Source organism: Klebsiella sp. 4_1_44FAA, assembly GCF_000238715.1.
GTDB classification, from domain to species: domain Bacteria; phylum Pseudomonadota; class Gammaproteobacteria; order Enterobacterales; family Enterobacteriaceae; genus Klebsiella; species Klebsiella pneumoniae.
Map to the genome: position 1 here is coordinate 529,028 of NZ_JH414798.1, position 13,427 is coordinate 542,454.

14 protein-coding genes are annotated in these 13,427 nt (G+C 58.4%); 8 read left to right on the plus strand and 6 right to left on the minus strand.

Annotated features, from left to right (window positions below; genetic code table 11):
* Positions 1-120 precede the first annotated feature (120 nt).
* Entirely contained in the window at positions 121-1,035 is a 915-nt protein-coding gene (locus tag HMPREF1024_RS23065) for a sugar ABC transporter substrate-binding protein (RefSeq protein WP_002910453.1), read from the plus strand.
* A gap of 83 nt (positions 1,036-1,118) precedes the next feature.
* Entirely contained in the window at positions 1,119-1,448 is a 330-nt protein-coding gene (locus tag HMPREF1024_RS23060; RefSeq protein WP_004145442.1) for a DUF1869 domain-containing protein, read from the plus strand.
* An 80-nt stretch (positions 1,449-1,528) separates the two neighbouring features.
* Here the strand turns inward: HMPREF1024_RS23060 and ychF are convergent, their stop codons facing one another.
* Both ychF and pth read right to left on the minus strand, forming a co-directional pair.
* A complete protein-coding gene (ychF, locus tag HMPREF1024_RS23055) occupies positions 1,529-2,620 on the minus strand; it encodes a redox-regulated ATPase YchF (protein WP_002910443.1) in 1,092 nt (363 codons plus the stop codon).
* A 117-nt stretch (positions 2,621-2,737) separates the two neighbouring features.
* Positions 2,738-3,322: an aminoacyl-tRNA hydrolase gene (gene pth, locus HMPREF1024_RS23050; protein ID WP_009307591.1), complete on the minus strand. Its 585-nt coding sequence runs from the start codon at positions 3,320-3,322 to the stop codon at positions 2,738-2,740.
* Positions 3,323-3,594: 272 nt separating this feature from the next.
* Here pth and ychH point away from each other — a divergent pair, with 272 nt between their 5' ends.
* Positions 3,595-3,870: a stress-induced protein YchH gene (gene ychH, locus HMPREF1024_RS23045; protein ID WP_002910437.1), complete on the plus strand. Its 276-nt coding sequence runs from the start codon at positions 3,595-3,597 to the stop codon at positions 3,868-3,870.
* Positions 3,871-4,090: 220 nt separating this feature from the next.
* Entirely contained in the window at positions 4,091-5,137 is a 1,047-nt protein-coding gene (locus HMPREF1024_RS23040; RefSeq protein ID WP_004175547.1) for a MerR family transcriptional regulator, read from the plus strand.
* On the opposite strand, the gene dauA is transcribed toward HMPREF1024_RS23040, so the two are convergent.
* The 4 genes from dauA to lolB all read right to left on the minus strand — a co-directional run bounded on the left by dauA (position 5,138) and on the right by lolB (position 9,532).
* A complete protein-coding gene (gene dauA, locus HMPREF1024_RS23035; RefSeq protein WP_004189412.1) occupies positions 5,138-6,817 on the minus strand; it encodes a C4-dicarboxylic acid transporter DauA in 1,680 nt (559 codons plus the stop codon).
* A gap of 124 nt (positions 6,818-6,941) precedes the next feature.
* The gene (gene prs / locus HMPREF1024_RS23030) at positions 6,942-7,889 is read right to left on the minus strand and encodes a ribose-phosphate diphosphokinase (protein ID WP_002910407.1); all 948 of its coding nucleotides are present in this window, start codon (positions 7,887-7,889) and stop codon (positions 6,942-6,944) included.
* A 183-nt stretch (positions 7,890-8,072) separates the two neighbouring features.
* Complete coding sequence (gene ispE, locus HMPREF1024_RS23025) at positions 8,073-8,921, minus strand: 4-(cytidine 5'-diphospho)-2-C-methyl-D-erythritol kinase (protein WP_014343188.1); 849 nt, start codon at positions 8,919-8,921, stop codon at positions 8,073-8,075.
* Positions 8,921-9,532, minus strand: coding sequence for a lipoprotein insertase outer membrane protein LolB (gene lolB / locus HMPREF1024_RS23020; RefSeq protein ID WP_002910405.1), 612 nt, complete (start codon positions 9,530-9,532; stop codon positions 8,921-8,923). The genes ispE and lolB overlap by 1 nt, the downstream gene beginning before the upstream one ends.
* 270 nt (positions 9,533-9,802) lie before the next feature.
* Here lolB and hemA point away from each other — a divergent pair, with 270 nt between their 5' ends.
* From hemA to sirB2, 4 genes are read left to right on the plus strand one after another with little or no spacing between them, the layout of a single operon-like run.
* A complete protein-coding gene (gene hemA / locus HMPREF1024_RS23015; RefSeq protein WP_004891136.1) occupies positions 9,803-11,059 on the plus strand; it encodes a glutamyl-tRNA reductase in 1,257 nt (418 codons plus the stop codon).
* 42 nt (positions 11,060-11,101) lie between these two features.
* Entirely contained in the window at positions 11,102-12,184 is a 1,083-nt protein-coding gene (gene prfA / locus HMPREF1024_RS23010) for a peptide chain release factor 1 (RefSeq protein ID WP_002910403.1), read from the plus strand.
* Positions 12,184-13,032: a peptide chain release factor N(5)-glutamine methyltransferase gene (gene prmC, locus HMPREF1024_RS23005; protein ID WP_004891138.1), complete on the plus strand. Its 849-nt coding sequence runs from the start codon at positions 12,184-12,186 to the stop codon at positions 13,030-13,032. Before prfA ends, prmC begins: the two co-directional genes overlap by 1 nt.
* Entirely contained in the window at positions 13,032-13,424 is a 393-nt protein-coding gene (sirB2, locus tag HMPREF1024_RS23000; RefSeq protein WP_004145428.1) for an invasion regulator SirB2, read from the plus strand. Before prmC ends, sirB2 begins: the two co-directional genes overlap by 1 nt.
* Positions 13,425-13,427: the final 3 nt, after the last annotated feature.

Sequence of the window (13,427 nt, forward strand, 5' to 3'; positions counted from 1 at the left end):
GGCAACATTTTCTTTACATCAATATTGCAAGAACCGAACGCCCTTCGTAGTCTGAAAATGATTTAAATATACCGTTTGTAGTTGTATTGAAAATTTTATTTCGATCTCTGAGGGCATACTATGAAGCACTGTAAAATCATCCTGTTAGTAGGCCTTCTGGCCAGTTCCGCTTCGGCATTAGCAGAGAAGATCGGCGTCTCAATGGCCTACTTCGATCAAAACTTTCTCACTATTATCCGCCAGTCCATTGAGAAAGAAGCTCAAGCCCGCCACGTCGACGTACAGTTTGAAGACGCCCGCGGCGACACCGGACGCCAGGCCGATCAGGTGCAGAGCTTCATCGCCTCCGGCGTGGACGCGATCATCGTCGACCCGGTGGACTCCGCCAGCACCCCGCAGCTGACGAAGATGGCGCAGCAGGCCAAAATGCCGCTGGTGTATGTGAACCGGACGCCGGGGGATAAAACGTTACCGCCCGGCGTGGTGTTTGTCGGTTCGGACGAGCGGGAGTCTGGCACATTGCAGATGGAGGCGCTGGCGAAGCTGGCGAACTACAAAGGCAACGTCGCCATCATGATCGGCAATCTCACCGACGCCGGCGCGCTGCAGCGCACCAAAGATGTGGAGCAGGTGGTGGCCAAGTATCCGGCAATGAAAGTGGTGCAGAAACAGCCGGCCAACTATTCCCGCAGCGAGGGCATGGATCTGATGCAGAACTGGACGGGCAACGGAGAAGCGATTGATATTGTGGCGGCGAACAACGATGAGATGGCGATTGGCGCGGCGATGGCGCTGGAGAAAAGCCAGAAGAAGCTGCTGATCGGCGGGATCGACGCCACCCCGGACGGGCTGAAAGCCCTGGCCAGCGATAAGATTCAGGTGACGGTTTTCCAGGACGCCGTCGGTCAGGGCAAAACGGCCTTAGCGGTAGCGCTGAAGCTGATTAAAGGAGAAAAGGTCGAGTCTCATGTCTGGATCCCGTTTGAGTTAGTGACCAAAGAAAACATGCAGACCTATGTGGAAAAGAGTCATTAACGGCAAGGCGCAGGTGCGCGAACCTGGCTGATAAAACCGGGCTGATAATGTGACGCCCGGGCAACTAAATCGGAGGAAAAGGCATGGCAACGGCAAGAAGCGGCTATACGCTGCAGGTGATAAAGGCAGGGCAGCAGGGGCATGTTGAAATGAGATGGGGGCATCTCGCAGACGTTGATACGCGCGCGGCGGCGGCGGCTATCATGCAGCATATCGGGCGTTCTTCGTCCTCNCGGGGCCAGCAGGAGATCAGCCTGTCGCTGACCAATGCCGCCAGCGGTATATCGGTGGAGCTTCATCACCCGGCCTCAGGGGAAAGCGCTACCCCGGCTTTTATTGAGGCTGAGTTAAAGAAAATTGTGCAGATCGTTGATGGCTACGAGGCGGCAGAAGATACCCATATTGTGGAGTAGCGTGTCGCCTGGGTAAAAAAAATCCACGCCGCTGCGTGGATTTTTTTGCGCGGTGGCGGCGAAAACGCCAGCCAGTGGGATTAGACGTTGAACAGGAAGTTCATCACATCGCCATCTTTCACGATGTAGTCTTTACCTTCAGCACGCATTTTACCGGCTTCTTTCGCGCCCTGTTCGCCTTTGTAGGCAATGAAGTCTTCATAAGCGATGGTCTGCGCGCGGATAAAGCCTTTTTCGAAGTCGGTGTGGATCTTACCGGCTGCCTGCGGCGCGGTCGCTCCGACCGGGATGGTCCATGCGCGAACTTCTTTCACGCCCGCGGTGAAGTAGGTCTGCAGGTTCAGCAGAGCGTAACCGGCGCGGATCACGCGGTTCAGGCCCGGCTCTTCGAGGCCCAGCTCAGCCATAAACTCGTCACGCTCTTCATCGTCCAGCTCGGCGATGTCCGCTTCAACGGCGGCGCACACCGGCACCACCACAGACCCTTCCTGCTCGGCGATGGCGCGAACCTGATCGAGGTACGGGTTGTTCTCGAAACCGTCTTCATTGACGTTCGCGATGTACATGGTCGGCTTCAGGGTCAGGAAGCTCAGATAGCGGATGGCCTCTTTCTCTTCTTTGGTCAGATCCAGCGCGCGCAGCATACCGGCGTTTTCCAGCTGCGGCAGGCATTTTTCCAGCGCGGCCAGCTCAACCTTCGCGTCTTTATCGCCGCCTTTGGCTTTTTTGGAGACGCGGTGAATCGCGCGTTCGCAGGTATCAAGGTCAGACAGCGCCAGTTCGGTGTTGATAACGTCGATATCTTCCGCCGGGTTCACTTTCCCCGCGACGTGAATAATATTATCGTTTTCAAAGCAGCGAACCACATGGCCGATGGCTTCGGTTTCACGGATGTTGGTCAGAAACTGGTTGCCAAGACCTTCACCTTTGGACGCGCCTTTCACCAGGCCCGCGATATCCACGAACTCCATGGTGGTCGGCAGGATGCGCTGCGGTTTGACGATTTCAGCCAGCTTGTCCAGACGCGGATCGGGCATCGGTACGACACCGGTGTTCGGCTCAATGGTACAGAAGGGGAAGTTGGCCGCTTCAATACCCGCTTTGGTGAGCGCATTGAACAGGGTGGATTTGCCGACGTTGGGCAAACCGACGATACCGCATTTGAATCCCATGATTTAAATCACCTTAATCTTTGGATAATCAATCTGTTACAAGGAACAGATTGCAGAAAATTGAATAGCTTTGCCTATTATACACGGTGCGCGGCAAAAATGCCGCACGACAACGGCTTATTGCGCCTTAAAGGCGTGCAAACGGTTGGTCGCTTTGGTCAGCCCGTCCTTTAACCAGATTTCGGTACAGCGCGCCGCTTCGTCGACAGCGTCATCGATCAGTTTCTGCTCGCTGGCCGGTGGTTTGCCAAGCACAAAGCCGACAACCTTGTTTTTGTCGCCCGGATGGCCGATTCCGACGCGTAAACGGTGAAAGTTCGGGTTATTGCCGAGCTTACTGATGATATCCTTCAGGCCATTGTGGCCGCCATGGCTACCGCCAAGCTTAAATTTCGCCACGCCCGGCGGTAAATCCAGCTCGTCATGGGCGACCAGAATTTCATCCGGGTTGATGCGATAAAAGGTCGCCATCGCGGCCACGGCTTTACCGCTGAGGTTCATAAAGGTAGTGGGGACCAGCAGGCGGACGTCCTCGCCCGCCAGGTTGATGCGCGAGGTGTAGCCGAAGAATTTGCTCTCTTCGCGCAGCGGCGCACGATGGCGATCCGCCAGTAAATCCACATACCAGGCGCCAGCGTTGTGCCGGGTGGCGGCATATTCCGCACCGGGGTTGGCCAGGCCGACAATCAGTTTAATGGTCACGTTTTCTATCCTGCATGGGGCATTCTCTGCCGCGTAGTGTACTGTCTGCGGGCGCGCTTGACAAAATTCTGGCTATTAGACAATACCCGCATTGATGATTTACTCACTAAATCATTAGAATTTGATATGGTTCATAGACTTATTTGTAAATTTTTGTCTATTCGCTGTTCACTAATGTGATCGTGGACGCACTCCGCAGAAGAGACCTTGTCTATACTACACCTATAAGATTTGGGGACATTCCCTGGCAACCCAAAGTCCGGAGGTGACACATGAAACGCAAAAACGCTTCGTTACTCGGTAACGTACTCATGGGGTTAGGGTTGGTGGTGATGGTTGTGGGGGTAGGTTACTCCATTCTGAACCAGCTTCCGCAGCTTAACCTGCCACAATTCTTTGCGCATGGCGCAATCCTAAGCATCTTCGTTGGCGCAGTGCTCTGGCTGGCCGGTGCCCGTATTGGCGGCCACGAGCAGGTCAGCGACCGCTACTGGTGGGTGCGCCACTACGATAAACGCTGCCGTCGTAACCAGCATCGTCACAGCTAACCGTAGCATGATTTCCCGCATCGGCCGCTGAAGGCCGATGCGCTTTTCTGTGTCTCACTTTATCTCTTCCTCTTTTCCCGCCATATTACGTCCCCATTCCGTCCTGGCCTTCGTGCTGCTATGGTTGCCAGCAAAAATGAATAGCAAGCGCGGTTTTTGCTTGACCCTGACGTTACGTCAGGCTGCAGAGTAGCGGTCCTGGCCACAGAGAGGAGCAGTCATGTTAATTCAGGTGGGAGAGCTGGCGAAGCGTGCCGGACTGACGGTACGTACGCTGCATCATTATGAACAGACGGGGCTGTTAACGCCTTCGGCCAGAAGCGAGGCGGGCTATCGGCTCTATAACCTGTCCGCGGTTCAGCGCCTGCATATGATAAAGGCGCTGGCGCAGGCCGGGCTAACGCTCGCCACAATCAAGGACTATCTCGATCGGCAAACGCTGTCGCTGCCCGAGCTGCTGACGCAGCAGATAGATATGCTCAACGCCCAGCTACGCGATGTTGGCAGGCTGCGCGACCGACTATTGGTGCTGCGCGAGGCGCTGGCGAGCGGCAATGAACCCGATCTGGAGTCCTGGCTACAGACGCTGGAGTTAATGAAAATGTACGATCGTTGGTTTAGTCAACAGGAGTTAGCCGCGCTGCCGTTTGCGGCACAGGATGAACAGCGGGCGCAGGCGTGGCGCGAGCTAACGGAGGAGGTGCAGACGCTGATGGCGAGCGGCTGCCCGACGGACAGTCCGCAGGCGATGCGTCTGGCGACGCGCTGGATGGAGCGCCTGGAGCAGGATACGGCCGGGCGTCCGGAGTTTCTGACCCGCCTGAACGAGATGCATGCCGCCGAGCCGCAGATGGTTGAACAGACCGGCGTCACGCCGGCAATCATCGCCTATATCACCGAGGCCTTTGCCGAAAGCAAACTGGCCATCTGGGCGCGGTACCTTGACGAAGAAGAGATGGCGTTCACCCGCCAGCACTATTTTGACCGGCTACAGGAGTGGCCTGCGCTGGTGGCGAAGCTGCATCAGGCGTGCCGGGAGGGCGTAGCGCCGGACTCGGCGTCGGGTCAGGCGCTGGCCCGGGCGTGGCTTGAACTGTTTCAGTCCTACGCCGGTACCCGGCCGCAGACGTTGCAGAAGTTTCGTCGGGCAATGGAGCAGGAGCCGCATTTGATGAAGGGCACCTGGATGACGCCGGCAGTGCTGAGCTGGCTGCAGCAGGCGACCGGATCCTTGATGCGGCAGGCGCAGGGACCTGCCGCCGGGTGATCACAGGTCAGCCAGCGCGGCCTGACGATCGGGGTAGAAGCTCAGGCGTCCGGGCAGCGGCTTGACGCCGGCGCGCGCTAGCGTGCGTAGCGGCTGAAACTCGAGGTTAGATACGCGCAATTCACAGCCTTCCGGCAGCTTGTTCACAAAGCGCTGGAAGGCATCCAGGCCACCGGCGTCGAGAACCGGCACCGCGTCCCATTTCAGCACCACGATGCGCTTGCCGGCGATCCGGGTCTCCAGATCGTTGAACAAGCCTTCGGCGGCGGCAAAGAACAGCGGCCCAATTACCCGCAGCACCAGCACATCGTCTGGCACCTCGACGTTGACCGGCGCCAGATGAGTCATGCGTGCGATACGGCGCATAAACAACAGCGAAGCCAGCACGATCCCGACGCTGATAGCGATCACCATGTCAAACAGCACCGTTAGCGACATGCACATCAGCATCACCACGATGTCGTCCTTCGGCGCGTGGCGCAGCAGATTGATGACTTTATGCGCCTCGCTCATATTCCATGCCACCATCAGCAGCAGGGCGGCCATCGCCGACAGCGGCAGCCAGGAGAGCAGTGGGGCGAGGATCAGCAGCGCCAGGATCACCAGCAGGGCGTGGATCACGGCGGCAACTGGCGATGTGGCGCCGGCGCGGACGTTCGCCGCCGAGCGGGCAATCGCCGCGGTGGCAGTGATCCCGCCGAAGAACGGCGCGACAATGTTGCCCAGCCCCTGGCCAATCAGCTCGCTATTGGCTTTGTGCTTGGTGCCGGTCATGCCATCAAGCACCACCGCGCACAGCAGAGATTCAATGGCGCCGAGCATCGCCATTGAGAAGGCGGCAGGCAGCAGAGCCTGCAGCGAGGCCCAGCTCAGGGTAAAGTTTGAGCCCGGCATATCCCAGGGCAATACCAGCTGCGGCAGCAGCTGCGGAATGCCATTGCCCTGAGTGCCGTCCGCCAGCTGATAATGGAACTGTGAGCCGATCGTCGCGACATCGCCGCCGAGCAAGTTGACCACCAGCATGACCGCGCAGCCGCCCAGCAGCGCCGGGAGGTGGCCCGGCAGGCGGATACCCAGCCGCGGCCAGAGGATCAGAATGCCAAGAGTAACGACGCCGATGGCGGCATCGCCAACGTTAATGGTCGGTAGGGCCATCGCCAGCGCCGCCACTTTCTGCAGATAATGCTCCGGCACATGGGGCATCTGCAGGCCGAGGAAATCTTTAATCTGCATGGTGCCGATGGTGATACCGATCCCCGAGGTGAAGCCGAGGGTGACTGACAGCGGGATATATTCGATCAGGCGGCCAAAGCGCGCCAGGCCAAAGAGGATTAAAAAGATCCCCGACATCAGCGTCGCCACCAGCAGTCCCGCCAGACCAAACTGCTGGGAAACCGGATAGAGGATCACCACAAAGGCGGCGGTCGGACCGGAAACGCTAAAGCGTGACCCGCCGGTCAAGGCGATCACAATCCCTGCCACCGCTGAGGTATAGAGGCCGTACTGCGGCGGCACACCGCTGCCAATCGCCAGCGCCATCGCCAGCGGAATCGCAATGATCCCGACGGTGATCCCGGCGATCAGGTCACGCGTGAAGCGGGCGGAGGTGTACTTTTCTTTCCAACAAGCGTCGATGAGGGCGCGGAAAGGCATCACATGTGAGGAAAATAATCTGTTCACAATAATGTTTCATCCATGAGCGCATCATCTGTCAACTAAATGGCAGGTGAAGGAGGCATTGATCATACAAATAAGGTGCGGAGACAAAAAAACCCGCCGCAGCGGGTTTTTGTGCTGGGCTCGATTAATGTTCGAACATAGCAGAGATAGATTCTTCATTGCTGATACGGCGAATAGCTTCAGCCAGCATACCGGAGAGCGTCAGAGTACGCACTTTATCCAGCGCTTTAATTTCTGGTGCCAGCGGAATGGTATCGCAGACGACAAATTCATCAATGACAGAGTTTTTGATGTTCTGGATAGCGTTGCCGGAGAAAATTGGGTGCGTTGCGTAAGCGAATACGCGTTTCGCGCCACGCTCTTTCAGCGCTTCTGCCGCTTTACACAGGGTGCCGCCGGTGTCGATCATATCGTCGACCATCACGCAGTCACGACCGGCAACGTCGCCGATGATGTGCATCACCTGGGAGACGTTGGCGCGCGGACGGCGCTTGTCGATGATAGCCATATCGGTATCATTCAGCAGTTTAGCGATAGCGCGGGCACGCACGACGCCGCCGATGTCCGGAGAAACCACAATCGGGTTGTCCAGGTTCAGCTGCAGCATATCTTCCAGCAGGATTGGGCTGCCGAACACGTTATCGACTGGCACATCGAAGAAGCCCTGGATCTGTTCTGCGTGCAGGTCAACGGTCAGCACGCGGTCAACGCCGACGCTGGACAGAAAATCCGCCACCACTTTCGCGGTGATTGGCACACGAGCAGAACGAACACGACGGTCCTGACGAGCATAACCGAAGTAAGGGATAACGGCGGTGATACGACCTGCCGAAGCACGACGCAGAGCATCAACCATAACAACCAGTTCCATCAGGTTGTCATTGGTGGGAGCACAAGTGGACTGGATGATGAAAATATCACCACCGCGTACGTTTTCATTGATTTGTACGCTGACTTCGCCGTCGCTAAAACGACCTACAGCGGCGTCGCCAAGAGAAGTGTACAGGCGGTTGGCAATACGTTGTGCTAGTTCCGGGGTGGCGTTACCAGCAAAAAGCTTCATATCAGGCACGAGAAGAACCTCAGGCATGCGTCCAGTGGTGGATGAATGGGCCAATAATGTGCGGGATGGCGCCATTCGATCCAGTCGGTGTATTTAAAGAGCACGATGCAACGTCTGGAACAGGGTGACGTTGTCACCGTAACTCAATTTCCCCGGCTGACTCATTATCAATGTGCCATCACGGCGCAGGATTCAGAGCAGGGCCTGCTTGAGCGGCGAAAGGTTAACTCCGCGCGCCACAAAGCCATTTAGCCATGCCGGGGCAGTGTCTAGCACCTGACGGGCAGCGGATTCGGTGTTAAATTCAGCAAACACACAGGCCCCTGTGCCGGTCAGGCGTGACGGCGCATATTCTAACAGCCAGGAAAGCGCGGCATCAACCTCGCGAAAACGTTTTCTTGCGATAAGCTCGCAATCGTTGCTGAATTCACAATTTAATAACGTATTAATTGACCGGCGCGGGGTATTTCGTGGTAGCTCCGGATCGCGAAAAATGATCGGCGTCGGAATACTGACCCCCGGGTGGGCCACCAGGTACCATTTTTCCTCGGGTTCTACCGGCGTCAGTATTTCACCCACCCCCTCGGCGAAGGCGGCATGGCCGCGCACGAAAACCGGCACATCGGCCCCCAGCTGAAGGCCAAGAGTCGCCAGCTCATCTTCCGAGAGACCGCAGCCCCACAGATGGTTGAGCGCCACCAGCACGGTGGCGGCATTGGAGGAGCCACCGCCCAGGCCGCCGCCCATCGGCAGGCGCTTATCGATACTGATATCGGCGCCGCTGCCCGCCGGCAGGCGATCGCTTTCGCTGGCGGCATGCATCAGCAGACGCGCGGCGCGAACGATCAGATTCTCCTCGTCCGGCACGCCGGCCACCGGCGTCAGCAGGCGCAGTTGGCCGTCACTACGCGGTTCGATGGTCAACGTATCGCCGTAATCGAGAAACTGAAACAGCGTTTGCAGGGTATGGTAACCATCGGCCCGCTGGCCGGTGATATATAAAAACAGATTCAGTTTTGCAGGAGAGGGCCAGCGGGTCATCATTTCACGATCCAGTTATCCATCTTCAGCTTGATGCGCTGAGCGCCATTGTTCAGCTCGACATTGGACGGTAGGGCTGGCTGGGTATCGCTGGTGTAGCCGCCGTAGGTCACGTGCCAGGTTTTGCCGTTTTGCGTATAGTTCAGTTCACGCAGACGGTACCGATCGTCCAGCGAATAGTCGGTGGCGTCGCCCGGCAGGCCGATGATCCACTGGCGCAGGCTGTTCAACGGGATCGGCATCCCGGTCAGACGGCCAATCATCTCTTCGGCATCAGTGGCGGTATAGGTCTGGCCTTTGTTATCGATCAGCTGCACGCTGCCCGGCTGCGCGGTCAGCGACAGCTCGGTGCTGCCCAGCGGGTTGGTCAGCAGCAGGCGATAGCGGTCCTGGCCGGTTTGCTGCCAGAAGAAGCGGGCATAGACTTTTTGCTCATCGGAAAGATAGGCAAACGCCCCGCGGGTCTGGAACTGATTGAGGCTGCGGACAGCCTGCTGGTGCTGACGCCACTGCGGCGAATCCGGGCTTTTGCCAGGCCCTTGCGGCGTATGAAGAGAACAGGCGGTGAGGACGAGGCTGGCCAGCGGCAGCAGGCGGAACAGTCGATTCATAATGATGACAAATCCTTGATGTCTACAGGGAAAAACGGCGACAGGGAACAGCGGGCCGATTTGTGTAGCAGGTTACATTTATAACCCTTAATGCTAGCGTCGCCGGGCCATAGCGTCTACGTTCAAGTTGTCTGAAATCAAAAAATTAACCTTAATGGCGGTCTTGCTTTAACTATTACTCCAAAAGGGGAGCCTCTCTTTTATTGATTACGCGCATCCTGTATGATGCACTCAGACTAACCTTAGCAACGCTGGTACTACTCCCTCACAATGACCCTTTTAGCTCTTGGCATCAATCACAAAACAGCTCCGGTCGCCCTGCGAGAACGCGTCACGTTTTCGCCGGAAACGCTCGATAAGGCGCTGGAGAGCTTGCTGGCTCAGCCGATGGTGCAGGGTGGGGTGGTGCTGTCGACCTGCAACCGCACGGAACTCTATCTCAGCGTCGAAGAGCAGGATAACCTGCAGGAAGCGCTGATCCGCTGGCTGTGCAACTACCACGGCCTCAACGAAGAAGACCTGCGAAAAAGCCTTTACTGGCATCAGGGTAATGACGCCGTCAGCCATCTGATGCGCGTCGCCAGCGGCCTCGATTCGCTGGTGCTGGGCGAGCCGCAGATCCTCGGCCAGGTGAAAAAAGCCTTCGCCGACTCCAGCCGCGGCCATCTTAACGTCAGCGAGCTGGAGCGGATGTTCCAGAAATCCTTTTCAGTGGCTAAGCGCGTGCGTACCGAAACCGATATCGGCGCCAGCGCGGTCTCTGTGGCTTTCGCCGCCTGTACCCTGGCGCGGCAAATCTTTGAATCGCTCTCCAGCGTCACCGTGTTACTGGTCGGCGCCGGTGAAACCATTGAGCTGGTAGCGCGCCATCTTCGCGAACATCACGTGCGCAAAATGGTGATCGCCAACCGCACCCGTGAACGCGCCCAGGCGCTGGCGGAGGAAGTGGGCGCCGAGGTGATAGCCCTCAGCGATATCGACGAACGGCTGAAAGAGGCCGACATCATTATCAGCTCCACCGCCAGCCCGCTGCCGATCATCGGCAAAGGCATGGTGGAGCGTGCGCTTAAGGCGCGGCGTAACCAGCCGATGCTGCTGGTGGATATCGCCGTCCCGCGCGACGTTGAACCAGAGGTCGGCAAACTGGCTAACGCCTACCTCTACAGCGTCGACGATTTGCAAAACATCATTCAGCATAACCTGGCGCAGCGTAAGGCTGCCGCGGTGCAGGCGGAATCGATCGTCGAGCAGGAAACCAGCGAATTTATGGCCTGGCTGCGCGCGCAGAGCGCCAGCGAGACCATTCGCGAATACCGTTCTCAGTCTGAGCAGGTCCGTGAGGAGCTGACGGCGAAAGCGCTGGCCGCGCTGGAGCAGGGCGGTGATGCCCAGGAAATTATGCAGGATCTGGCGCGCAAGCTCACTAACCGCCTGATCCACGCGCCAACCAAATCTCTTCAGCAGGCCGCCCGTGACGGGGACGACGAACGTCTGCATATTCTGCGCAACAGCCTCGGGCTGGAATAGCGCACCTTTCTCTTATTTTCAGGACAGGGTGAATTCACGCCTATGAAGTCTTCTATTGTTGCCAAACTGGAAGCGTTGTACGAGCGCCATGAAGAAGTGCAGGCGCTGCTCGGCGATGCCGCGACGATTGCCGATCAGGATAAATTCCGCGCGCTGTCGCGGGAGTATGCTCAACTGAGCGATGTGGCGCGCTGCTATACCGACTGGCGTCAGGTGCAGGAGGATATTGAAACCGCGCAGATGATGCTCGACGATCCGGAAATGCGCGAAATGGCGCAGGAAGAGCTGCGTGACGCCAAAGAAAAAGGCGACCAGCTGGAGCAACAGCTGCAGGTTCTCCTCCTGCCGAAAGATCCTGATGACGAGCGTAACGCCTTCGTGGAAGTGCGCGCCGGGACCGGCGGCGACGAAGCAGCGCTGTTTGCCGGCGATCTATTCCGCATGTACACCCGTTACGCAGAATCGCGCCGCTGGCAGGTAGAGATCCTCAGCGCCAACGAAGGTGAGCACGGCGGCTTTAAAGAGGTGATCGCCAAGATCAGCGGTGACGGCGTCTATGGTCGGCTCAAATTTGAATCCGGCGGCCATCGCGTGCAGCGTGTGCCGGCCACCGAATCGCAGGGGCGGATCCACACCTCCGCCTGTACGGTGGCGGTGATGCCGGAGCTGCCGGAAGCCGAAATGCCGGACATTAACCCGGCAGATCTGCGCATCGATACCTTCCGTTCCTCCGGGGCAGGCGGTCAGCACGTTAACACCACCGACTCGGCTATCCGCATTACCCACCTGCCCACCGGCATCGTGGTGGAGTGCCAGGACGAGCGTTCTCAGCATAAAAACAAAGCCAAGGCGCTGTCGGTGCTGGGCGCGCGCATTCGCGCCGCCGAAGTGGCCAAACGTCAGCAGGCGGAAGCCTCCACGCGCCGCAACCTGCTGGGCAGCGGCGACCGCAGCGACCGCAATCGCACCTATAACTTCCCGCAGGGCCGCGTGACCGACCACCGCATCAACCTGACGCTCTACCGTCTGGATGAGGCGATGGAGGGCAAACTCGACATGCTGATTGAGCCGATTGTCCAGGAACATCAGGCCGATCAGCTGGCGGCGCTGTCCGAGCAGGAATGATGACCTTTCAGGCCTGGCTGCATCAGGCGATCGCCCGCCTGGCGGAGAGCGACAGCCCACGACGCGACGCCGAGATCCTGCTGGGACACGTTACCGGCCGGGCGCGAACCTGGATTTTGGCCTTCGGTGAAACGACGCTCTCTGCTGACGAGGCGGCGAGGCTGGAGGCGCTCCTGGTGCGACGCCAGCGCGGGGAACCTATTGCTCATCTGGTCGGGCAGCGCGAGTTTTGGTCGCTGCCGCTGTTCGTCTCCCCGGCGACGCTGATCCCCCGCCCGGATACCGAATGTCTGGTAGAGCAGGCGCTGGCGCGTCTGCCAACCGCGCCGTGCCGTATTCTCGACCTCGGCACCGGGACCGGCGCCATTGCCCTGGCGCTGGCCAGCGAACGTCCGGACTGTGAGGTCACCGCGGTGGACGTGATGCCGGACGCCGTGGCGCTGGCGTTGCGCAATGCCGAACATCTGGGCATCGCTAACGTGACGATAAGTCAAAGCGACTGGTTTAGCGCGCTGGACGGGCAGCGCTTCGCCACGATCGTCAGCAATCCCCCCTATATCGACGCCGCCGACCCGCATCTCGCCGAAGGCGATGTGCGCTTTGAGCCGTTGACGGCGCTGGTCGCAGGCGACCAGGGGCTGGCCGATCTGGCGCATATCATCCGCGAGGGACGGCAGTATCTGCAGCCCGGCGGTTGGATGCTGCTGGAGCATGGCTGGACTCAGGGCGAGGCGGTTCGCGCGCTGTTCCGCGAAGCGGGCTATCTGGACGTCGCGACCTGTCGCGACTATGGCGACAATGAGCGTCTGACCCTCGGACGTTTACCCGACATGGAGAATGTTGGCTGATGAACTTATTCACGGCTGTCCTCTACCTGCACATTGCCACAGTGGCGGTGTCGGTAGGATTGTTCGTTTTACGTTACTGGTGGATGTATCACCAGAGCCCGCTGCTGAACCAGCGGTGGGTGCGAATTGCGCCGCACTGCAGCGATACGCTGCTGTTTCTCAGCGGCGCGGGGTTAATGGCGATAACGCACTACCTGCCGTTCACAGAAGACGGCGCATGGCTGACTGAAAAGCTGTTTGGCGTTATCATTTACATCGCATTAGGTTTTATCGCGTTGGGCCGTCGTCGTCCGCGCAGCCAGCAGAGCCGCTTTATCGCGTTCCTGCTGGCGCTGGTGGTGTTGTTTATCATCATTCAACTCGCCATCACAAGAATACCGATACTGGGGTAGGTC

Excerpts from the sequence above, each read along its gene's own strand:
- HMPREF1024_RS23065 (WP_002910453.1), top strand. The coding sequence starts at position 121 with ATGAAGCACTGTAAAATCATCCTGTTAGTAGGCCTTCTGGCCAGTTCC.
- ychF (WP_002910443.1), bottom strand. The coding sequence starts at position 2,620 with ATGGGATTCAAATGCGGTATCGTCGGTTTGCCCAACGTCGGCAAATCC.
- ychH (WP_002910437.1), top strand. The coding sequence starts at position 3,595 with ATGAAACGCAAAAACGCTTCGTTACTCGGTAACGTACTCATGGGGTTA.
- HMPREF1024_RS23040 (WP_004175547.1), top strand. The coding sequence starts at position 4,091 with ATGTTAATTCAGGTGGGAGAGCTGGCGAAGCGTGCCGGACTGACGGTA.
- ispE (WP_014343188.1), bottom strand. The coding sequence starts at position 8,921 with ATGACCCGCTGGCCCTCTCCTGCAAAACTGAATCTGTTTTTATATATC.
- lolB (WP_002910405.1), bottom strand. The coding sequence starts at position 9,532 with ATGAATCGACTGTTCCGCCTGCTGCCGCTGGCCAGCCTCGTCCTCACC.
- hemA (WP_004891136.1), top strand. The coding sequence starts at position 9,803 with ATGACCCTTTTAGCTCTTGGCATCAATCACAAAACAGCTCCGGTCGCC.
- prfA (WP_002910403.1), top strand. The coding sequence starts at position 11,102 with ATGAAGTCTTCTATTGTTGCCAAACTGGAAGCGTTGTACGAGCGCCAT.
- prmC (WP_004891138.1), top strand. The coding sequence starts at position 12,184 with ATGACCTTTCAGGCCTGGCTGCATCAGGCGATCGCCCGCCTGGCGGAG.
- sirB2 (WP_004145428.1), top strand. The coding sequence starts at position 13,032 with ATGAACTTATTCACGGCTGTCCTCTACCTGCACATTGCCACAGTGGCG.